Source organism: Granulicatella sp. zg-ZJ, assembly GCF_010892355.1.
In the GTDB taxonomy this organism is placed as follows: Bacteria; Bacillota; Bacilli; order Lactobacillales; family Aerococcaceae; genus WM01.
The window spans coordinates 1-23,389 of the sequence record NZ_WNJY01000026.1; the positions used below are offsets into that span (position 1 = coordinate 1).

The 23,389-nt window shown below is 34.9% G+C and carries 21 protein-coding genes; 1 reads left to right on the top strand and 20 read right to left on the bottom strand.

Annotated features, from left to right (window positions below):
• Positions 1 to 38: 38 nt before the first annotated feature.
• The 17 genes from GMA11_RS07455 to pyrR form a co-directional block, all read right to left on the bottom strand.
• Positions 39 to 281 (bottom strand): hypothetical protein, encoded by a 243-nt coding sequence (locus GMA11_RS07455; protein ID WP_163546543.1) that lies wholly within the window; start codon positions 279 to 281, stop codon positions 39 to 41.
• A gap of 205 nt (positions 282 to 486) precedes the next feature.
• Complete coding sequence (gene rpoC, locus GMA11_RS07460) at positions 487 to 4,137, bottom strand: DNA-directed RNA polymerase subunit beta' (RefSeq protein WP_163546544.1); 3,651 nt, start codon at positions 4,135 to 4,137, stop codon at positions 487 to 489.
• 84 nt (positions 4,138 to 4,221) lie between these two features.
• Positions 4,222 to 7,845, bottom strand: a complete 3,624-nt coding sequence (rpoB, locus tag GMA11_RS07465; protein ID WP_163546545.1) for a DNA-directed RNA polymerase subunit beta — start codon at positions 7,843 to 7,845, stop codon at positions 4,222 to 4,224.
• A gap of 287 nt (positions 7,846 to 8,132) precedes the next feature.
• The gene (gene lacG, locus GMA11_RS07470) at positions 8,133 to 9,536 is read right to left on the bottom strand and encodes a 6-phospho-beta-galactosidase (protein WP_163546546.1); all 1,404 of its coding nucleotides are present in this window, start codon (positions 9,534 to 9,536) and stop codon (positions 8,133 to 8,135) included.
• 16 nt (positions 9,537 to 9,552) lie between these two features.
• Positions 9,553 to 11,202 carry a lactose-specific PTS transporter subunit EIIC gene (locus GMA11_RS07475; RefSeq protein ID WP_163546547.1) on the bottom strand — a complete coding sequence of 550 codons (1,650 nt, stop codon included), beginning with the start codon at positions 11,200 to 11,202 and terminating at the stop codon, positions 9,553 to 9,555.
• A gap of 8 nt (positions 11,203 to 11,210) precedes the next feature.
• A complete protein-coding gene (locus GMA11_RS07480) occupies positions 11,211 to 11,522 on the bottom strand; it encodes a PTS lactose/cellobiose transporter subunit IIA (RefSeq protein ID WP_163546548.1) in 312 nt (103 codons plus the stop codon).
• Complete coding sequence (gene lacD / locus GMA11_RS07485; protein ID WP_163546549.1) at positions 11,519 to 12,523, bottom strand: tagatose-bisphosphate aldolase; 1,005 nt, start codon at positions 12,521 to 12,523, stop codon at positions 11,519 to 11,521. Before lacD ends, GMA11_RS07480 begins: the two co-directional genes overlap by 4 nt.
• A gap of 1 nt (position 12,524) precedes the next feature.
• Positions 12,525 to 13,457, bottom strand: a complete 933-nt coding sequence (locus tag GMA11_RS07490; protein ID WP_163546550.1) for a tagatose-6-phosphate kinase — start codon at positions 13,455 to 13,457, stop codon at positions 12,525 to 12,527.
• A 100-nt stretch (positions 13,458 to 13,557) separates the two neighbouring features.
• Entirely contained in the window at positions 13,558 to 14,073 is a 516-nt protein-coding gene (lacB, locus tag GMA11_RS07495) for a galactose-6-phosphate isomerase subunit LacB (protein WP_163546551.1), read from the bottom strand.
• Between the two features lie 20 nt (positions 14,074 to 14,093).
• The gene (lacA, locus tag GMA11_RS07500) at positions 14,094 to 14,516 is read right to left on the bottom strand and encodes a galactose-6-phosphate isomerase subunit LacA (RefSeq protein WP_163546566.1); all 423 of its coding nucleotides are present in this window, start codon (positions 14,514 to 14,516) and stop codon (positions 14,094 to 14,096) included.
• Positions 14,517 to 14,805: 289 nt separating this feature from the next.
• Positions 14,806 to 15,567, bottom strand: a complete 762-nt coding sequence (locus GMA11_RS07505; RefSeq protein WP_163546552.1) for a DeoR/GlpR family DNA-binding transcription regulator — start codon at positions 15,565 to 15,567, stop codon at positions 14,806 to 14,808.
• Positions 15,568 to 15,670: 103 nt separating this feature from the next.
• A complete protein-coding gene (gene deoC, locus GMA11_RS07510) occupies positions 15,671 to 16,339 on the bottom strand; it encodes a deoxyribose-phosphate aldolase (RefSeq protein ID WP_163546553.1) in 669 nt (222 codons plus the stop codon).
• 2 nt (positions 16,340 to 16,341) lie between these two features.
• Positions 16,342 to 17,094: a 16S rRNA (uracil(1498)-N(3))-methyltransferase gene (locus tag GMA11_RS07515; RefSeq protein ID WP_163546554.1), complete on the bottom strand. Its 753-nt coding sequence runs from the start codon at positions 17,092 to 17,094 to the stop codon at positions 16,342 to 16,344.
• Positions 17,076 to 18,038 carry a 50S ribosomal protein L11 methyltransferase gene (gene prmA, locus GMA11_RS07520; RefSeq protein WP_163546555.1) on the bottom strand — a complete coding sequence of 321 codons (963 nt, stop codon included), beginning with the start codon at positions 18,036 to 18,038 and terminating at the stop codon, positions 17,076 to 17,078. Before prmA ends, GMA11_RS07515 begins: the two co-directional genes overlap by 19 nt.
• Before the next feature lie 8 nt (positions 18,039 to 18,046).
• On the bottom strand, positions 18,047 to 18,433 hold the full coding sequence (locus GMA11_RS07525; protein WP_163546556.1) for a hypothetical protein: 387 nt from the start codon (positions 18,431 to 18,433) through the stop codon (positions 18,047 to 18,049).
• A gap of 8 nt (positions 18,434 to 18,441) precedes the next feature.
• The gene (locus tag GMA11_RS07530) at positions 18,442 to 19,347 is read right to left on the bottom strand and encodes an aspartate carbamoyltransferase catalytic subunit (RefSeq protein ID WP_163546557.1); all 906 of its coding nucleotides are present in this window, start codon (positions 19,345 to 19,347) and stop codon (positions 18,442 to 18,444) included.
• Between the two features lie 4 nt (positions 19,348 to 19,351).
• On the bottom strand, positions 19,352 to 19,891 hold the full coding sequence (gene pyrR / locus GMA11_RS07535; protein WP_255466025.1) for a bifunctional pyr operon transcriptional regulator/uracil phosphoribosyltransferase PyrR: 540 nt from the start codon (positions 19,889 to 19,891) through the stop codon (positions 19,352 to 19,354).
• Positions 19,892 to 20,152: 261 nt separating this feature from the next.
• On the opposite strand from pyrR, the gene spxA reads away from it, so the two are divergent.
• Positions 20,153 to 20,545 carry a transcriptional regulator SpxA gene (gene spxA / locus GMA11_RS07540; protein ID WP_163546558.1) on the top strand — a complete coding sequence of 131 codons (393 nt, stop codon included), beginning with the start codon at positions 20,153 to 20,155 and terminating at the stop codon, positions 20,543 to 20,545.
• Positions 20,546 to 20,630: 85 nt separating this feature from the next.
• Here the strand turns inward: spxA and GMA11_RS07545 are convergent, their stop codons facing one another.
• From GMA11_RS07545 to GMA11_RS07555, 3 genes are read right to left on the bottom strand one after another with little or no spacing between them, the layout of a single operon-like run.
• Positions 20,631 to 21,128 (bottom strand): hypothetical protein, encoded by a 498-nt coding sequence (locus tag GMA11_RS07545; protein ID WP_163546559.1) that lies wholly within the window; start codon positions 21,126 to 21,128, stop codon positions 20,631 to 20,633.
• Between the two features lie 12 nt (positions 21,129 to 21,140).
• Positions 21,141 to 21,956, bottom strand: coding sequence for a sugar-phosphatase (gene yidA / locus GMA11_RS07550; RefSeq protein WP_163546560.1), 816 nt, complete (start codon positions 21,954 to 21,956; stop codon positions 21,141 to 21,143).
• Positions 21,957 to 21,973: 17 nt separating this feature from the next.
• Positions 21,974 to 23,263 (bottom strand): HD domain-containing protein, encoded by a 1,290-nt coding sequence (locus GMA11_RS07555; RefSeq protein ID WP_163546561.1) that lies wholly within the window; start codon positions 23,261 to 23,263, stop codon positions 21,974 to 21,976.
• Positions 23,264 to 23,389: the final 126 nt, after the last annotated feature.

Below are 23,389 nucleotides of genomic sequence, written 5' to 3' on the forward strand. Positions count from 1 at the left end.
CGACTGTTTTCAGTCGTTTTGTCGTCCCTTGCGACGACTTATACATCATACCAACACACCTTTTTTTTGTCAACACCTTTTTCAAACTTTTTTTCTTTTTTTTCAAACTTTTTTATTTCCCCCGTCAGATCAACGTTTTTGGCACTTATCTCTTTTCTGTTACCATTAACCACTTGTGATTTGTAAGTGAAAAATACGTATTTTGTATAGCTTTTCATCATTTTTTGTAATCCGAAAGCGGATAAATATGTATATTTATGTTCATTTATAACTAATAACATTTCAACTGTGTCCTAAAAATAAAGTATATTTTTTGAAAAAAGTCTTTTTTAGACAATACTTTTTATTGTAAAACATCTTCTTCAGTAACATCGAATAGCAACCGCTATCACACCGTTATTTACTAATTCTTGAAAACAAGGCAATTCCCGATACCCCACCAACGCACAAAATAAGGCTAACAATCGCGTTAGCCTTATTTTTATTTTATTCATAAATTGTTAAATCATCTTCGTTTGTTGCTTCGTATTCCCCGTCAGCAATGCTGTATACGCCATTTGTTTTATTGCTTAAAACTTCTGGTTTCATACGGCGGTATCTAGACATACCTGTTCCGGCTGGGATAATTTTACCGATGATAACATTTTCTTTTAGACCTAATAATTCGTCACGTTTTCCACGAATAGCAGCATCTGTTAAGACACGTGTTGTTTCTTGGAATGAGGCAGCAGATAAGAAACTATTTGTTTCCAATGACGCTTTTGTAATACCTAGTAATACTGGACGTGCTGTCGCAGGAGTATCACCCATACGTAATGTTGCCATATTTTTCTCTGTAAAGTCTGCAATATCCATCAATGTGCCTGGTAAAATTTCAGTTGCACCTGGATCCATAACGCGTACTTTGCGTAGCATTTGACGAACCATTACTTCAACGTGTTTATCTCCAATTTCTACCCCTTGCATGCGGTATACTTTTTGCACTTCACGTAGTAAGTATGTTTCAACTGATAATACATCACGTACACGTAATAACTCTTTAGGATCAATAGACCCCTCTGTCAACGGCATACCACGATGTACACTATCTCCTACGGACACTTTTAAGCGAGAAGTATATGGTACTGTATAAGTTCTTGTATCTGTTTTCCCTTGTACAGTAACATCTTTACTTCTATCTGAAGGATTTTCTTCAATAGACGTAATATTCCCTGCAACTTCGGTAATGATAGCACGACCTTTTGGATTACGCGCTTCGAAAATTTCTTGAATACGAGGTAAACCTTGTGTGATGTCATCTCCAGCAACCCCACCTGTATGGAATGTACGCATGGTTAACTGTGTTCCTGGTTCCCCGATAGATTGCGCCGCAATAATACCTACTGCTTCCCCAACCTCAACATCTGAACCTGTTGCTAAGTTACGTCCATAACAGTGTTTACATACACCATGGCGTGTATTACATGTAAATACTGAACGAATTGTTACTTCTTCAATACCTGCTTCTGTGACACGGCGAGCATCATCTTCAGTAATCATTGTATTACCTTTTACGATAACTTCATTTGTTTCTGGATGGATAATTGAGCGTTTTGCATAACGACCCACTAAACGTTCTTCTAAACTTTCAATAACTTCATTGCCTTCTTTGATAGCAGAGATAGTTAATCCTCTATCTGTTCCACAATCTGTTTCACGAATAATCACATCTTGTGCAACGTCTACTAAACGTCTTGTTAAGTAACCTGAATCGGCTGTTTTTAAGGCTGTATCGGTCATCCCTTTACGAGCACCGTGTGTAGAAATAAACATTTCTAAGACAGATAACCCTTCACGGAAGTTAGACGTAATTGGTAATTCCATGATACGACCGTTTGGAGCAGCCATCAAACCACGCATACCAGCTAACTGTGTAAAGTTGGAAATGTTACCACGGGCACCAGAGTCACTCATCATAAAGATTGGGTTTCGATCATCTAATGATTCCATTAAGGCAACTTGAATGTTATCTTTTGCTTCGTTCCAAGTTGAAATAACATTTTGGTAACGTTCTTCATCCGTAATTAAACCACGTCTAAATTGTTTTGTAATATTATCAACTTTTTTATGTGCTGCATCTAAAATATCCTTCTTCACAGCTAAGTTTGTAATATCAGCAATACCAACAGTAATTCCCGAACGTGTTGAATAACTGTATCCTAAGTTTTTCATTCTATCCAACATCTCAGATGTTTGCGTGATGTGGAATCGTTTGAACACTTCAGCAATGATGTTTCCTAGATTTTTTTTCTTGAATGGTGCTACTAATGGTTGTTCTTGGATAAAATCAGACACATTCACGCCTCTATCTACAAAGAACTTATCAGGTGTAGCCACTTCTAAATTATATTGCGTTGGTTCATTTAAATAAGGGAACTCAACTGGCATAATTTCATTGAAGAAAATTTTACCAACTGTTGTCACTAACAAACGTTCTTTTTGTGAATCTGTAAATGGTTTATCCCCTAAAGCTGTTGGATCAACGGCAATACGTGTGTGCAAATGAACAAAACCATTTTGATAAGCGGTTCTAACTTCATCAACACTACTAAACATCATACCTTCTCCAACACGACCAGCGTCTTCCATAGTCAAGTAATAGTTACCTAAAACCATATCTTGAGAAGGTGTTACAACCGGTTTACCATCTTTTGGATTCAAGATATTTTGTGCAGCTAACATCAATAAACGTGCCTCTGCTTGCGCTTCTTGTCCAAGTGGTACGTGAACAGCCATTTGGTCTCCGTCAAAGTCGGCATTATACGCTTCACACACTAGTGGGTGTAAACGAATTGCACGTCCTTCAACCAACGTTGGTTCAAACGCTTGGATACCTAATCTATGTAATGTAGGTGCTCGGTTTAGCAATACTGGATGTTCGCGAATAACTTCTGCTAATACTTTCCATACATCATCATCTTGACGTTCAATTTTACGTTTTGCATTTTTGATATTTCCTGCTAATTCGCGTTCTACTAATTCTTTCATCACAAATGGTTTGAATAATTCAATCGCCATTTCTTTTGGTAGTCCACATTGATACATTTTTAAATTTGGACCAACAACAATAACAGAACGACCAGAGTAGTCAACACGTTTACCTAATAAGTTTTGACGTAAACGACCTTGTTTCCCTTTCAACATGTGTGAAAGAGATTTTAATGGGCGATTTCCTGGTCCTACAACCGGTCTACCGCGACGACCATTGTCAATTAGAGCATCTACTGCTTCTTGCAACATACGTTTTTCATTTTGTACAATGATAGTAGGAGCGTTAATCTCAATAAGACGTTTTAAGCGATTATTACGGTTAATCACACGGCGATATAAATCGTTCAAGTCACTTGTTGCAAAACGTCCACCCTCTAACTGAACCATTGGTCTTAAATCTGGTGGAATAACTGGTAATGTGTTCATCACCATCCAGCTAGGTCTATTGCCTGAATGTCTGAATGCATCTAAAATATCCAAACGACGAATTGCTCTTGTACGGCGTTGTCCTTGTGCTGTTTTTAACTCTTCTTTTAGTTCTGTAACTTCTTTTTCTAAATCTACACGTTCTAATAATTTTTGAATGGCTTCAGCTCCCATCATAGCAGTGAACTGGTTTCCATATTTCAATTTATATTCACGGTATTCACGTTCTGATAATAATTGTTTGTTCTCTAAAGGTGTTGTTCCTCCATCAATGACAACATAAGAAGCAAAATAAATAACTTCTTCTAATGAACGAGGACTCATGTCTAATACCAATCCCATACGGCTTGGTATGCCTTTAAAATACCAAACGTGTGATACTGGCGCTGCCAATTCAATGTGTCCTAAGCGTTCACGGCGGACTTTCGCACGTGTCACTTCTACTCCGCAGCGGTCACATTTTACGCCTTTGTATCGAATACGTTTATATTTACCACACGAACATTCCCAGTCTTTTGTAGGTCCGAAAATACGTTCACAAAACAGACCTTCTTTTTCTGGTTTTAATGTTCGATAGTTTATTGTTTCTGGTTTTGTGACTTCACCATAAGACCATTCTCTTATTTTATCTGGTGATGCTAGTGAAATCTGCATACTATCAAAATTATTTACATCTATCAAGGGGCCAACCTCCCTTTATATTTTTCGAGCTGCCCAATATGCTCTTTTATTCATGAATCTAAGAGAGCTATGCTCTCTTAGATATTATAAATCAATGTCTGCGTCATCAATGTCATCCAATGTTATGAATTCATCATCCACAACATCTTCTTCAACGATTTCTTCTTCAGCCAATTCTTCATCAACTTGTCTTAAACGTTCTGCGTATTGTTCTAGACGATTGACGTTCACAACATCATCGTCATCGTCCATATCACGCAATTCAATTTCTTCGTCATTTTCATCAAGCACTTTCATGTCTAAACCTAATGCTTGTAATTCTTTTACTAATACTCGGAACGCTTCTGGCACACCTGGTTTTGGAATTTGTTGACCTTTAACAATCGCTTCATATGTTTTCACACGACCAACAGTATCATCAGATTTGTATGTTAAAATCTCTTGTAATGTATAGGCTGCTCCATACGCTTCTAATGCCCATACCTCCATTTCACCAAATCTTTGTCCACCAAATTGTGCTTTACCTCCAAGAGGTTGTTGCGTAACAAGTGAGTATGGACCAGTTGAACGAGCATGTAATTTATCATCAACCATGTGTGCTAGTTTAATCATGTACATGACACCAACGGATACACGGTTATCAAATGGTTCTCCTGTTCTACCGTCATATAAAACTGTTTTAGCATCTTTTGCCATACCAGCTTCTTCAATCGTACCCCAAACGTCTTCTTCACGAGCGCCGTCAAATACTGGTGTCGCAACATAAATACCTAATTCTCTAGCTGCCATACCTAAGTGTAATTCAAGTACTTGTCCGATATTCATACGTGAAGGAACCCCTAATGGATTCAACATGATGTCTACTGGTGTTCCGTCAGGTAGGAATGGCATATCTTCTTCAGGCATAATGCGGGATACAACCCCTTTATTACCATGACGTCCAGCCATTTTATCCCCTTCGTTAATTTTACGTTTTTGTACGATATATACACGTACCAACATATTTACACCTGGAGATAGTTCATCACCATTTTCACGTTTGAAGATTTTTACATCATGAACAATACCACCACCACCATGAGGTACTTTTAATGATGTATCACGTACTTCTCTTGCTTTTTCACCGAAAATCGCATGTAAAAGGCGTTCTTCTGCTGATAATTCTGTCAAACCTTTTGGTGTTACTTTACCAACTAAAATATCACCATCTTTTACTTCTGCTCCAACACGAATAATACCAAATTGGTCTAAGTTGCGTAACATATCTTCCCCAACATTAGGGATTTCACGTGTGATTTCTTCAGGCCCTAATTTAGTATCACGAGCCTCTGATTCATATTCTTCAATATGAATAGATGTGTACACATCATCTTTTACTAAACGTTCACTCATAATAACAGCATCTTCATAGTTATAACCTTCCCATGTCATAAAGGCAACAAGTACATTTTGGCCTAATGCCATTTCACCTTTTTCCATAGATGGTCCATCTGCTAAGATTTCTCCAACATCTACTCTATCGCCTTTTGAAACTAGCGGACGTTGGTTATAACATGTTCCTGAGTTAGAACGAGCGAATTTAATAATATCATATTTATCTAACGCTCCATTATCACGACGCACTCGAACTTCTTTTGCATCAACATACTCTACAATCCCTTCATGTTTACAAATCAAGGCTGCTCCAGAGTCATGTGCTGCTTTATATTCCATACCAGTACCAACAAAAGGTGCTTTTGGATTGATTAAAGGAACAGCTTGACGTTGCATGTTCGCTCCCATAAGAGCACGGTTTGAGTCGTCATTTTCCAAGAAAGGAATACACGCTGTCGCTACAGCAACTACCTGTTTTGGAGATACGTCCATATAGTCTACTCTTTCAACTGGTACTTCCAAGTTACCTTGAGCAGATCTTGCCATGACAAGTTCATTTACAAAACTTCCGTCTTCATTTAACGGAGAGTTCGCTTGGGCAATCACAATGCTTGCTTCTTCATCTGCTGTTAAATAATGAATTTCGTCTGTTACTTTGTGTGTTACTGGATCTACTAAACGATACGGCGTTTCAATAAATCCATATTCGTTTACTTTTGCATAACTTGATAAACTGTTAATTAAACCAATGTTTGGTCCCTCTGGCGTTTCGATTGGACACATACGGCCGTAGTGAGAATTGTGTACGTCACGTACTTCATATCCTGCACGGTCACGTGTCAAACCGCCTGGTCCAAGGGCTGATAGACGACGTTTGTGCGTCAACTCACCTAATGGGTTTGTTTGGTCCATAAATTGTGACAACTGTGATGAACCAAAAAACTCTTTGATGGCAGCTACAACCGGACGAATATTGATTAACGCTTGTGGCACAACTGTTTCTGTGTCTTGAATAGACATACGCTCACGGACAACACGTTCCATACGTGCCAATCCTACACGGAATTGGTTTTGTAATAATTCACCAACTGAACGAATACGTCTATTTCCTAGATGGTCAATATCATCTACTGAACCTAATCCTTCAGACAAATTCAAGAAGTAGTTCAATGAGGCAATAACATCAGCAGATGTTAAGCTTTTAATATGTGAATCTACATTGCCATTTCCAATCACATTGATGATACGATCAGGATCATTTGGTGAATAAATTTTGACAATTTGGATAACAACTGGATCTGTCGTAACACCGTCATCTGTTGGGTATAATGTCACAGCATTTAATCCATTGTTAAAATGCGGTTCTAATTTTTCTAATACATCTTTAGATAAAACCGTTCCTGCGCTTGCTAACACTTCACCTGTTTCTACATCTACAAGTGTTTCAGCTAATGTTGTATCTCTTAAACGTAGTAATAAGTTTAATTTTTTATTAACTTTATAACGACCTACCGCAGCCATGTCATAACGTTTTGGATCAAAAAAACGTGCATTTAATAAATTACGTGAACTATCTGCCGTTTTCGGTTCACCCGGTCTTAAACGATCATAAATATCTTTTAACGCTTCTTCTGTTCTTGTATCGGCTGCATTTTTATGTACATCTTTTTCGATTGTATTTTTTAGTTGAGGATCTTCACCAAAAATATCTAAAATTTGGTCGTCAGAACCAAAACCTAGAGCACGAACAAGTGTTGTTACAGGAATTTTTCTTGTGCGGTCAATACGTGCATAAGCAATATCTTTTGCATCTGATTCATATTCTAACCACGCCCCACGGTTTGGAATTAACGTTGTTCCAAAACTACGTTTACCATTTTTGTCCATTTTTTCATGGTAGTAAACACCTGGAGAACGTACTAACTGAGAAACGATAACACGCTCTGCCCCGTTGATGATAAATGTTCCCATTTCTGTCATCAATGGTAAATCTCCAAAGAATACGTCTTGGTCTTTCACTTCTCCCGTTTCTTTGTTAATCAAGCGTAATTTAACATACATCGGTGCAGAATAATTCACATCTCGATTACGAGATTCTGCTAAACTATATTTTGGTTCTTGGAAATGATAATCTAAAAATTCTAATTGTAACTTACCTGCATGATCTTCGATTGGTGAAATATCATGTAGTACATCACGAATACCTTCTGCTAAGAACCATTCATAAGAATCTGTTTGAATTTCAATTAAGTTTGGTAATTCCAACACTTCACTAATTCTCGCATAGCTGCGACGTACACGGTGTTTACCATATTGAACATTATGTCCTGCCACTCATGTCACCCCTAGTTTATTTTATATAACATTTTCGTTACTTTTATTACAATTACGTTACAAAAATCAATAATGAGCAAAAAAAAGGCAAAAGAAATATGTTTACACAATGATTCTTTTGCTCCTAAAATGCGAATAAAATAAGGATTGGACAATATTTCAACACTTATTTTTGATTTTAAGTACACGTTTTGCATTATGATATTATACTCCTTTCAGCTCTTTATGTCAAAATATAATAAACAAAAAGCGTTAAGTTTCATCATGCAAAACTTAACGCTTTTTTATTATTTAATTTCTCGGGTTTGTGCCACTATTTTATACCAATAGGCACTCTTTTTAGGATAACGTTCTTGTGTATCAAAATCGACATAAAATAAACCGTATCGCTTATTATATCCATTTGACCATGAGAATACATCCATTAACGACCACAAGAAATATCCTTTTACAATTACTCCATCCTCGATTGCTTGATGAATAGCCTCTAAATGTTGTCTAATATAGTCAATTCGTGGCTCGTCATCAATTACGCCGTCTTTAAACTCGTCCTTATACCCCATACCGTTTTCTGTTATATATATTTTTTTATAGTTTGGATATTCTTTTTTTATACGCACCATCATATCATATAGTCCCTTTGGATAAATGAGCCAATCCCAATCCGTACGTGGAATATCCATATCAAATTTATGTTCCCCTACACCTTTTAATCTGAATACAGACGTCCCCTTCTCGCCTGTTCCATTATGAAAAATCTCATTCTCACCAGAATAATTTTGAATAAAGTTGCTTTGATAATAGTTGATACCTAAAAAATCATTTTTATCACTGGCATGTTTCAGCAACTCTAAATCTTCTTTTTTTATGTCAACACTCGCATTATTCGCCCTTAAAATAAACTGAATGATGTCCAATGTTTCTGCTGAGTATCCTCCATTGAATGTCGCCTCTAATAAAAATGTATTCGATAGTGTATCATCTTTTTTAGCAGCAAATGTATTTTCTTCCTTGTTTTCATAAGGGTACTTATATTCTAATGAATGAATAACACCTATTTCCCCTTTTATTTTCAATGCTTTAAAAGCAATCACTGTTTTAGCATGCGCAAGCATCATATTGTGCATAGATTGCACAAGTTTTCCATAATCAAATCGAATACCCGGTGGAAACTTTCCGACTAAGTATTGCCCACTTGATACTGGCCAAATTTCATTGAAAGTTACCCAATAACGAACATCTTCTTGAAATTCTTTAAAGCAAAAGATTGCATAATTCACAAAATGTTCAATATTATCTCGATTTAAAAAATCTCCATTACAATGTAGTACTTCTGGCGTGTCAAAATGATGTAATGTGACAAACGGTTCAACATGTCTTTTCCGACATTCTTTAAACAAACGATGATAAAAATCAATTCCTTCTTGGTTAGGCGTCCCATAACCTTCTGGAAAAATGCGTGACCATGCAACTGAAATTCGAATACCGTTTATACCGAATTGTTCACTTAACGCCAAATCAATGGGATACTTATGATAAAAATCACTAGCAGGTTCTGCTAGAAACTTTCCCTCTTTCTCTAAATATGTATCCCATGCAACCCGCCCTTTATTCCCCTCTTTTGTGGCACCCTCTGCTTGATACGCAGCAGTTGCTCCACCAAACACAAAATCTTTTGGTAACTTTTTCAACCCAATAACCTTCTTTCTAATCTTGAAACTGTTTTAACACAAAATCTAAAGAACCTTTCGGATCTCTTGTTAAGCCAATATATTCAGCACCTTTTGTTTTTACTAATTTGATATGCAATGCATCTGTTTCTTTTTTGATATCTTCATAGTTAGAAGCTACTTGTGGTGCTAGTACGACTAAATCAAAATTTGATAATATATCATGATGTGCTCCATAGGAGTCTGCCGCTGCACTAATTGGCTGTTGATACTCTTTTGCGGCTTTATTTAGTGCATTTGCTAAAAGTCCACTTGTACCACCACCTGCACATAAGACAAGTACGCGTGTTTCATTTATTAATACAGTCATGTCAATTTCTGTTTGTGCATCTTGTTGATTCCCTTTTAAATGTTGTTTTTCAGTCAATTCTTTTTCTAAAATTTGTTTATCATACACTTTAAAAAACGGATAATAAATAAGTGTATCAAGTACAATCAGTAATGGTGCTAATACGAATGCAAACTTATCCAGTCCCGTCGTTAAAATCAGTCCTATCGGGGCAGGTGTTGTCCAAGGAAGTGTATGCATACTTCCGTTCATTCCTAGTACATCAACAAATTCTTTAAATAAAAAGACGTTCACAATCGGAGCTAACACAAAAGGAATGAAGAAAACAGGATTTAAAACAAGTGGTGCTCCAAATAAAATAGGTTCATTCACTCCAAAAGCTGTTGGAATAAAGGACGAACGCCCTACCGCTTTATTTTGTTTCGATTTACCTAACCACATAAACATAAACGGCACAACAAATGTCGCTCCTGTACCTCCCATTGTTGCAACAAACATTTGTAAACCCGGTGTCACAATATTGGTTGCATGTGCGCCTGATTGAAATAATTTTAAATTAGCATCTACATTGATATACATTAACGCTGCTACAGCAGGTTCAACAACAGACGGCCCATGAATACCCACAAACCAAAATAACGCCATGGCTCCATAAATAATTGCAATACCGACATAACCGTCCGCTGCACTAAATAGTGGTTGTAATACTTCAATCATTGCTTGCGCAAAATGTTTACCTAATAAACTTCTAATTAGAATATCAATACCAAATAATACAAAAACAGTTAAGCTAAATGGAATAACATTTTTGAACGTTTGCGCAATATTCGGTGGCACTTCTTCTAGCATACGAATTGTAATATTATTTTTTGTACATAAATAATAAATATTTACTGTAATAAAAGCTGAAATAAATGCCGCTATTAGTCCAGTAGTACCTAAGTAGCCTTTTGAAAAGGCATTGTCTACTAAATCACAAGATAACAATAAAAAACCAACAATCGCTGCTAACATCGTCGATATATGGTTTATTTGATTTGTTTTTTCTAATTGACGATTAAAAGAATCTGTCAAAGACTTTGCCGTTGTAGCTGAAACAAGTACAGCAATAATTCCCATTGAATAATGATATGGTTTCATAATGAGTGCTTCAATATCTTTCGACCAAAAGAATCCAAAAACATTTGGTACAAAAGCAACCAATAGAAACATACTCGAAAATAATACAACTGGCATTGCGGCGATAAAGCCTTCTTGAATAGCTCTTAAATATTTGTTTCTTGAAATTTTTTCAAAAAATGGTTTTGTTGCTTCAATTTTTGATATTAACCCATTCATGTTTAACCCTACCCTTTTTTATATAAATAGATAATATGTTCCACAAGATCTTTTAACAATAATGTTGTCATCAAATGGTCTTGCCCATGTATCATAATAAAACTCATTTCAATATCATCGCCACTTGCTTCTTTAGCTAGCATATCTGTTTGAGTTTTGTGTGCATTCTTAATATTCTCTTGTGCTTCTGCAATCAATTCCTGAGCCTCTTCAAAATGACCTTCTTTTGCTTTTGATAGAGCATCTAAAAGAGCAGAACGAGCATCCCCAGCATAAGCGACAATTTCAAACCCGAGCATACAAACATCTTCTTTTTTCATTCGTTCACCCCCTTTTCAAATTTTTCCGTCCATGATGTCGCCGTAGTATTTAAAACGAAATTTAATGTTTCAATATGTTTTTTTCCTATCGTTTGTAACCATTCGATCGTTTTTTCTTTACCGTATCGAACAAATACCTCAATAGCTCCGCTCCATGTGGCACGTCCACATAATACACCATTGAAAGTTGATCCAGCTTCTTTAGCCAATACTAATGTCTTTTGGAATAAGTCAGCAGACACTCCCGCACTCAAAAAAATAAATGGCAGAGGAGTGCTATCTGACTGCATTTTAAAGAATGCCTTTGCTTCCTCTTGTGTATAGACAGATTCAACACCTTCTTGTGTAAAACCTTCAACAAATGCCATATTTACAGGCACCTCAACTTTCAATACATCTACACCGTATTGAACTTGACTAAATTCTTTCATCGCCTCAATGACCTTGTTAGGTTTTATGCGGGCGTATTCTATACTTGTATTATCTTGAATAAGATTATCGTATGTCACAATTTCTAAAAAGAATGGTATATCTTCCGCTCGACATTCACTACCAATTCGTTCGATATACGCTTTTTTTCTATCGTTGATAGTCATCACATCATCTATATTGTAATAAAGTAAAAACTTACATGCATCCGCACCTTGTTCTTTCAATCGTTTTACGGACCATGTATCCAATATATCTGGTAGACGTCCAATAGTATTGGCATCATATCCTGTTTTTTCATATGCAAGAAGTGCCCCTGCTGTTGAATGTCGAACACGCATTGCTTTTATCCCATACTCTGCATCTAATAAAATCGATGAGGCATAAGCAGTCAGTTGAGATGATACCAATATTTTGAACTGTTCAATTTGTTCAACACTAGCTTTTTCTTCTTGATGGCGCTCTATCATTTTTCTCAAAGCTCCTCGTTGATCAACTGCTAATGCTGATAAAATACCCTTTTCATTACTTAATCTATTTAAACACTCTCTTTTCCCCTTTGTTAAAAACATCTTACACCTCTCTTACTTGAATACCGTCATAAAGTTCTTGATAACGTTCTAAATTCACATGTCCTGTAATATTTTCCATTGCATTTAACATACCTAATACATTTGCTTTTTTCAGCAAATCTACATCAGAAGCTTTATGGGCTAAACTAGATACAATACCCGCAACCGTAGAATCTCCCGATCCAACTGGATTAACAACTTGAATTTTTGGAATATCTACTTTGTAATAGTTATTATGATGTTTAGCAAAGGCACCGTCTTTACCTAAAGATACAATAATCCATTCGATGTCTTTGAATAAATTATGGGACAGCACCTCTTTTAATACATCTATATCTAATGTAATTTGTTTCTTCAATAACTGAGATAGTTCATCAATATTTGGTTTGATAGCAACGGGCTTAACATTACTTTGGAGAACTTCGCTTAAACTATCTCCAGAACAATCTAAGACAACAGGTTTCCCAGCACGTTCACAAATAGATAGCATATCAACATAAAAATTGGCTGGTAATCCTTTTGGTAAGCTTCCTGAAATAGATACAATCTCCACATGTTCAATTTGTTTTTGAAAATATGCTAAAAAAGCATTAGCTTCTGAGTCTAATATGGTTGGACCACTTTCTAAAATCTCTGTTTGTTGCCCATTGTGTAAAATAGCAATACAGTTACGAGTATGTCCAGAAATATTAAAGAAGTCATGTTTAATGGATGCAGTATTTAATTTGTCACGTATATCCTCTCCTAAAGCTCCTCCCAAAAGTCCCCCAGCAACAACTTGTTCACTTAGCTGATGTAAAACACGTGTCACATTTAACCCTTTTCCTCCGGGCGTTTTGTGAACAGACGATACTCTATTGACAGTGTCTAAATCAAATGTATCTAATTGATACGATACATCTACTGACGGATTCATTGTTATTGTTAAAATCATTTTATTTCCTTCTTCCTCATTCTTTTTCTAGAATGGCATCACAATTTGTAAAACATATTGTATGATCTTTTACTCTCCTAATTGTCCACTTTCTTAATTATTAGTCGTGATAATATCCTTCGTTCCATTTTTGCAAAAATTCATCAAAAAAATACGGATTATCCATATCATCATGTTTACTTTCAAGACACTTTATTTTAGCAATGATTTTTTCTGTGTATTCTGTCGGCTTATATTCTGCATGAATAAAGGCATCAATAATATCACACATCAACAATTCTCCAATAATCTTACCGCCAAAACCGATGACATTGGCATTTAATTGTTCTTTGGCATAAAGAGCTGTTGTCATATCTCTGACAAGGGCTGAGCGAATACCAGGTACTTTATTCACCGCATTATTTATACCCACCCCTGTACCACATATACATACACCTAAATCTGCAGCACCACTAGATACTATTTCACCGACTTTTTTTCCAAAAATGGGATAGTGCGTTCTTGTAAAATCATACGTTCCAACATCAATCACATCATGACCTTTAGACTTCAAAAAATCAGATACAACAATTTTTGTATCCGTAACAATATGATCACAACCTATTGCAATTTTCATTCTGTTTTCCCCTCTCCTTTTTAACACATTTTATTCAGCATATCGACGCGTATTTGATGACGTCCTCCATCATAATGAGCTGATAGAAATGCGATAACAATTTGTTTGGCTAATTCTTTTCCAACAATATTTGCACCAATCGTAATCAACTTAGCATTATTATGTCCACGTGTCATATAAGCTGATCGTTCATCCGATACTTCCGCAGCAATGATACCTTTTATTTTTGTAGCAGTTATAAAACTACCTGCACCATAACCGTCAAAAACAATGCCTAAACTATCCACATCTTTTTTCAATGCCATCGCAACACGATAAGTGGTGTCTACAAAATCATCTGAAGCACTTAAATCAATGACATTATAATCTCTTGATAGCAAATACGTTTTAATATCATTTTTCAGTGCCTCCCCTTCCGTGTCAGCCCCTAAAATAACATTCATACTCATTAATACCTCCTTTTCAAAGATAATGAAAGATATTCTCTCTGTTTGTATTATAAACAAGTTTAAACATAAAATCAACATATTTTGTTTAAAAAATAAACATTTTATTGTTTGTATGTTTAAAAGTCTACATAACTAGTTTTTACAGAAAAAATAAAAAGCAGTAACTTTCCTAAAATCAATATCTGTTTAAACCAATAAATTTGTTGATACTTAAAAAGGTTTGAAATCAACTCATTAAATATGTTGATTTCAAACCTTTTAGTTTAGTTCTATATTCATTATTTTAAAATACTTTTGTAAAAGCACTTAATTCTTTTTTATATTCAGCATCATTTCCATTAATAATAACACCGCTAATTTTATCCAAAGTATAAAATGCTGAAAAATCTTCTTTTCCTATTTTAGAAGTATCAATCAATAAATATTTATCTAGAGAATTATTCAGTGCCATTTGTTGTGTATACCCTTCTTTGAAAGTAGATGTCATAATGGCATTATCTTTGACGCCATTACTACTAAAAAAGATTTTACTAAATCTCATTTGTGATAAAATCATATTGGTTAAATCACCACAAAATGATTTCGTCACCTCCCGCATTTCTCCACCTAATAAATAAATTTCTATATTTTCAGATTTTTCTTGCATCAGTATATTGTAAATTGGCAGACAGTTGGTAATCACACGCAGAGATTTTTTCGTTTTGACAATTTTATCTGCCAACATCGCTACCGTTGTACCAGGTCCCAAGAAAACTGTATCGCCTTCTTCTATTAATTCTAATGCTTTTGAGGCTATTTCTTTTTTCTCTTCAATGTTCATCATGTGCTTATCATCATGAGATAATTCTTTATGTTGGAAAACATTTTTACTTCTAGCACCCCCATGTGTTCGAACTAAAAAACCCGATTCTTCTAATTCTGTTAAATCTCGGCGCACGGTCATGTCTGATACATTTAAATTATCTACAATATCCGAAACACGTATACTCCCTTTTGTATCCACTAATTTAATAATCGCTTCTAATCTTTCTTCTTTACTTAACATATCGTACCTCTCACCCTTAACAAAAGACTCTCTTTCATTATACACAAAACAAACAAAAAACAAACATATTTTGTTTAAAAAGAAAACAGCTTAAAAAAGCTGTTTAATAGTCTGTATCGGCTGTTTCTCCTTGGCAAATCGCCACACCGCTAGAAGCTCCTAGTCTTGTTGCACCTGCATCAATCATCGCTTTTGCATCTTCTTTTGAACGAATACCACCACTTGCTTTGACGCCCATATCTTTTCCTACAACTTCACGCATGAGTGCTACATCCGCAACTGTTGCACCTCCTGTTGAGAATCCTGTTGATGTTTTAACAAAATCAGCTCCTACACGTCGACAAATATCGCATACTTGGCGTTTTTCATCATCTGTTAATAAACACGTTTCAATGATAACTTTACTTAATGCTCCATATGTTTTCGCAACGTCCACAACCGCTTTAATATCCTTTTCAACCAATACCCAGTTCTGTGATTTTACAGCCCCAACGTTAATAACCATATCTACTTCATCCGCTCCATTTTCAATAGCATTTTTCGTTTCAAACGCTTTGACTTCTGGTGTATTAGCTCCTTGTGGAAATCCAATAACAGTACACACTTTTACTGTTGATTCTTTTAACTGGTCAGCGGCAAAAGCTATCCATGTTGGTTGAATACAAACAGACATGAAGTCATATTCTTTTGCTTCTTGACAGATTTTTTCAACATCTTTTTGTGTTGCATCTGTTTTTAAAATTGTGTGGTCGATGTATTTATTTAATGCCATTTTTAGTTTCCTCCTAATTCTAAAGCATACGATAATGATGAAAGTAAGTACAACGGAGCTGTTTCTGCACGCATAATTCTAGGACCTAGCCCACAAAGTGTTGCACCTGCCTTTTCTAATAATGTAATTTCATCTGGAGAAAGTCCTCCTTCTGAACCAAAAATCGCTAAAAGTCGATCATTGGGTTTTAAAGATGTATATATTTTTTTTAATTGACTCATCTCTGACTGTTTCGCACTTTCTTCATACGCAACAATCACATGAGTATAATCGTTTAAATGATTTATTAGTTGTTTAAAAGACATCATTGGATAAATCGTTGGAACATAGTGTCGATGACTTTGTTCTGCTGCTTCTTGTGCAATTTTTTGTAATCTTTGTATTTTCTTGTCTTGTTTTTTCATCTCCCATTTTACAACAGACCAACTCGTTTCAACTGGTAAAATACTATGTACACCTAATTCTGTTGCTTTTTGAGCAATAAACTCTAATTTATCCCCTTTAGGCAAGCCGCAAGCAATCGTCACATCAACAGGTAATTCTACCTGCCTATCATCATCCGCAATGTACGTGAGCCAAACAACATCATCTTCTATTTCTATGATTTCAGCTAGAAATGCATGTCTGTTCGGTTCAACTAAATACACACATTGCCCGACCTTCATACGCATGACACGTATCATGTGATGATACTGCTCTTTTACAATACCAATTCTATCTTTATTGACAACACTATCTAAAAAGTATCGTTGCATGCATCATCCTCTAGTGGTTTCACACAAATAAGTGACACCCAATCTTTCATACAATTTTCTTGAATAATGTCAAATCCTTTTTGTTGTAACTGTATCATCAGTTGTTCTTTTTTAGACAAAATAATACCGGACAAAATAAAATGTCCACCATATTTCAAGTTGTCCCAAGCATCATCGACCAATTTCTCTAAAATTTCAGCTAGAATATTTGCCACAATAATATCAACTTGTGTACGAACGCCCGTTAATAAATCATTCTCTTTCACAATAATATCTGCATATCCATTTAGGAGAATATTTTCTCGAGCAACACTTGTCGCTTTTTCGTCTAAATCATAGGCTGTCACATGTTTAGCGCCCAATTTTTTTGATGCGATACTTAATACACCAGAACCCGTACCTACGTCTAAAACTATCTCGCCTCCACGTATCACACGTTCCAGTGCTTCTAATGATAGTTGTGTTGTTGGGTGTGTACCCGTACCAAATGCCATCCCTGGATCCATTTCAATGATTTGTTCATGCTCACTTGGTTGATAGTCAATCCAGCTAGGTACAACCGTTAAATAACGTGTAATACGTACGGGGAAGTAGTGCTTTTTCCAAGCATTCGCCCAATCTTCTTCTGAAACACTTGATAATAAAATTTCATTTCTTCCTAAAGGCAAATCGTATTGAGTTGCTTCATTTAATTTTTCTTGTATCAAAGACTGGATTTCAATAATATTTTTTGTATCTGGAAAATAACCTGATACAAATACTTCTTGGGTGTCATAAATATCTTCTACTTCAGGTTTAATCTGCCCAAATCCGTCATCTTCTAAATACAGTAAATCACTCGGATCTTCAATCGATACACCATTTGAACCTGCTTCAATTAAAATACTCGATACCATTTCTGTTGCTGGCGACGTTGTCGCTATTTTTAATTCATACCACTTCATCTTTAACCTCATTTATATTGTAAATAAAATGTATCAAATCTATTGATGTCTTTTCTTGTTTGAATATATTGTTGAAAGAGCAATTTATCAAAAACAATATCTTCATCATCTGCATGTTTTGCTTTTAGAATCATGTGTCGTAAATAATCTAAAAATGTATCCACGTCACCTTTTAAACATCCTTTATCTTTTTCAAATGTTAATACAGCAAAATAATACGTTTCATTCAATAAACTAATTTTAGGATCATGTATTAACACTTTAAATTGTTTTTGACTGATTTGGAACATTATTTCTATTTCTGCACGCTCAGATACATTCGATACACGCCAACTAGATACGCTATATCTCGATAAATAGTGTAAAATATATGTAATTAAATCATTCTGTTTCATATTACCTCTTACACTAAAAGTGCTTCTAATATTGCCATATTCATATACACACCGTTTTTCATCTGTGTCAATATACGGCATTTGTCTAATGTCAGTACCTCGGGTGCGATTTCTACACCTTTATTGATTGGACACGGATGCAAAATAATCGCTTTTTCTTTCATTTTTCCTACTCTATCAAGAGTCAATCCATAATCTTTAAAATAGGTTTCATCACTAATGGATAGACTATGTCTTTCACGTTGAATACGTAAAAGAACCAATACATCTACCTCTTTAACTAAAGCGTCCATTGACATGTAATCTCCATACATCTGACATTTATCATTCTGAAATACTTCTGGACCGGAAAAATAAACTTTCATACCTAAGCGTCTAAACATTGCCATATCCGAATTAGCCACACGAGAATGTTTAATATCACCTACAATACCTACTTTTAAGTCTTCAAAAGAACCAAAATGTTCATAAATCGTCATCAAATCAATCATACTTTGAACGGGATGTTCACCCATTCCATCTCCAGCATTTACAATGGTGCATGTCACATTTTTATCTTCTAATAAAGAAGTGTAAAATTGTTCTTTATCAGAACGAATAACAAGTACATCAACACCTAATGTACACATCGTAACAACTGTATCGTGTAAGCTTGCTCCTTTTGTCACACTACTTGTTTCATAATCAAAGCTCAGTTGCTTAATCCCTAAATGATGTTCTGCCATTTCAAAAGCACATCTTGTATGTGTACTACTTTCAAAAAATAAATTGGCAATAAATTTAGGTTCTAAAAAATGGTAACTTGCCCCTTTTTTATATGCAATAGCTCTATCAATAAGCGATTGAACAATCTCTTTACTTAAATCACTAGTTGATACAAAGTGATTTAAATGTTGTAAATTTTTTCTTCCCATAGGTCTACACTCTCTCCAGTACAACCTCATCCACGTTGTCTACTTCTTTTAATCTTACAAAAATTTGCTCTGTTAAAGATGTTGGCATGTTTTTACCGATATAGTCAGCTTTAATTGGTAGTTCTCTATGACCTCTATCTACTAATACACCAACCGTAATACGTTTAGCTCTTCCAAAATCCATAAGGGCATCCATTGCTGCACGTACAGTTCTAGCAGTAAACAATACATCATCAATCAATACAACACTTTGCCCTTTTATAGAAAAGGGAATATTCGATTCATTCACAACGGGTTGTGCTTGATCATCTATTTCATGTCGGTCATCACGATATAATGTAATATCTAATTCTCCTACCGGAACACTGACACCTTCAAATGTTTGAATTTTTTCTGCAATACGTTTTGCCAAATAAATCCCTCTTGTTTTAATACCAATCAGAACAAGATTTTCTGTTCCTTTATGTCTTTCTAAAATTTCATGTGTAATACGCGTTAACGCTCGATTCATTGCCGCTTCTTCTAAAATCAATATTTGTTCCAAAATATCATCACTCTTTCTCTATTCTTCTTTATTATTATACCGAATAGTTTACAGATAAAGCAACAACCACACTACCAACTCAGGCTTTAGACTGATTTTTTATCAAAAAACACAATATATAGTTACATAAATGCTTCTTATAACTATATAATCGACTTTTTTTAAAAAACCTCTATTTTTTATAAATCATTCATGTTATAATATACGCATAATGACTAAAAAGGTAAAAGCACCTCTAACATTGAAAGGAGTGGTTACTAGATGATTACCTTATATACTTCCCCAAGCTGTGCATCTTGTCGTAAAGCACGTTCTTGGTTAGAAGAACATGATATTCCTTATGTGGAACGTAATATTATTTCTGAACCTTTATCTATTGATGAAATAAAAAATATTTTGCGTGTGACAGAAGACGGAACAGAAGAGATTATTTCTCAGCGTTCTAAAACCTTTAAAAAACTAGATATCAATATAGATGAACTACCATTAAGTCAATTATTAGATTTAATTCACGAAAATCCAACATTATTACGTCGCCCTATTTTAATGGACGATAAAAAATTGCAAGTCGGTTTTAACGAAGATGAAATCCGTCGTTTCTTACCACGTTCTGTGCGTGTATTAGATTTAATTGCTGCACAGCAAGCTATATAAAACAAAACTCGCTTTAGACAAACTGTCTAAAGCGAGTTCGTATTAACAGCGAACGGACGTTTTGATGTCCGTTCGCTGTTTTTATTTATTTCCATTCAATTGTGTAGGTTATTGCACCGTCAGACCAACGCACAGACATTACTTGGTACCCACTATACTTTTTATCTTGTAACATTTTTAATTTTTCTGGATTATTCAAAACATCTGCACCGTATGAATATGCTTCATCTAATGTATCAAATTCTAATCCTGAATTACCTAAGTCATCCAAACGATGTGCTGTTGATTTTTCTTTTTTTGCCTCTGTTGTTTCACTTGTTTTTTCTGTTGTTTGTTGAGTTGTTTCTTGTCGGGTTTGTGTCGTCACATAGGTTCCTTTTGTTTGTTGTGATTGCGTCGTCATCACTTGTCGTGAAAGGGCACCGTTCTCTAGTTTATTCACTTGATTATTGCGACTTGCATCATTCACTAGTGTAAAAAACAAGATGATTGCAATAGGAATAATAGATAATAAACCTACTGTCACAATAATTTGAATAGGAGAAATTTTTTTATGCGCTTTTCGTTTTGTTTTTTTAGCCATAAATCACCTCTTTTATAAAACCAATTCCTCTAAAATATGCGCAACACCGTCTTCATCATTTGATGTTGTCATATAAGTCGCATGTTCTTTGACTCTATCCACTGCATTTCCCATTGCAACACCGTATCCAGCAACATCAATCATATCAATGTCATTATCGTTGTCGCCAATCGCCATTATTTGAGAAAGATCTATATTTAGAAACGTAGCTAAAGCTGCTACTGCATTTCCTTTGTTGGCATCTTTATGCAAAATTTCCAAGTAAAAAGGTGCACTTTTTACGAGGAAATATTTTTCTTTTATTGTTTGTGGTATTCTCAACAAAACATCATCTAAAATATGTGGTTCATCCACAAACATCATTTTGTATGGATTTAAATTTATATTTTTTAACTCGTCTATCGTTCGATAAGCAATGGGCATATTTACCAATACAGATTCATACGCTGTATAAATACCAATCATACGATTTGTCGTATATAAAGCATCATCTCCAGCAGCATGATAATGAACTTGTAATGTATCTGCCAATTCTCTAATTTCGTCTAGTTCTTTAAATGTAAAGGAATATGATTGAACAATTTGTTTTTTGTTGGTCGACTGTACCAAGGAACCATTATAGGAAATCACATATTGTTCATCACTCATTAAGTCTAACTCGTTCAAAAGGTTTTCAACACCTTTCGTTGGTCTTCCTGTACATAACACAATTTTTACACCTTTTTGTGTTGCTTTTTTAATTGTTTCTTTTACTTTAGGTGTCAGTTCACCTTTAGAATTTAATAATGTTCCGTCTATATCAATAGCGACCATTTTTATATTCGTCATGACTTCTCCTTAATAAGTTACTCAACTTTATTTAAAATCGTTTTAAACGATTCGTACTCCAATAATTCCTTAGGAAAATAAAACCGTATATCACCATTTTCTTTTCCTGTTAAAGACTCTACCAACATACTCGCTTTGGACAGTTCAAGTAATGTGCCGTCTTTTTTCATCAATTTAATTGATGTACGTGCTTTCTTTTGGTTTGGTCTATAAAAATCATATGGTAAATCATAGCTATTATTGTATCCTGTATAATATTTTTCAGAAAAACCTTTAGACTCTGAAAAATCAATAATATTCTGTACATAATCAGCATGCTCTACCAATACAGATTTCAGTGGTTTTCGAGATAAATAACGATGTGCCAAATCTTTTAAAACCTTATCGTTTTCATTTAAAAATAACGTAAAATAGGTGGTCATCACACCGTCATCTAATTTTAAATAATCTTGTAATGTCCATCTTTTTTCAAAAAACGGAATAAGGAGTGGTACATTCTGACTATTCTCTAAAGACCCATTATGGTAACAGTCATTCGCACGTTCAAAAAGGTTGTGAATAATCATTTCAACACCTCTGGAAACTGGATGAAAATAAACTTGCATATACATTTGATAACGACTGACAATGTAATCTTCTACCGCATGCATTCCGGAATAGTCAAAACAAATCCCCTCTTTATATGGTTTAATGACTCTTAAAATACGATTTAAATCGAACATACCATAACTAACTGCCGCAAAATAGGCATCTCTTAATAAATAATCCATTCTATCAGCATCAATTTGACTAGAAATCATTTGCACAACTTGTGGATTTGGATATGTTTTTTGAATGACAGATGCTACTTTTTCGGGAAACTCTGGACTAATTTGCGTTAAAATATGATTGATTTCTGTTTCTTTGGATAAGATAATTTTTGTTGTTAAACTTTCATGATCTGTATCAAAGACTTTTTCAAAAGTATGTGAAAATGGACCATGCCCAATATCGTGCAATAACGCTGCACATAATGTAACAAGTCTTTCGTTATCATTCCACAAGCCGTCCCCTTCTACTTTTGATTTATAAGCACGCTCAAATTTATCGCAAATACGTCTTGCTATTTCATAGACACCTAATGAATGCGAAAACCGTGAATGCTCTGCTCCATGAAAAATAGAGGACGAGGTCCCTAATTGTTTAATACGTCTTAATCTTTGAAACTCTGTTGCGTTAATTAAATCTAGTATTGTTTGATGTTGTACATGAATATAACCATGTACAGGATCTCTGAATACTTTTTCCCTCTCTAATGAAAACGTCATTCATACGCCTCCTCTTCATTCCAATTCGTATACTTTCCTTATTGTAATTATATCTCTTTTAGTTCGTTTTTCAAAGGGGTTGTGTCTATTCATCTTATGATTGTAATAATTTGTTACACAATCATC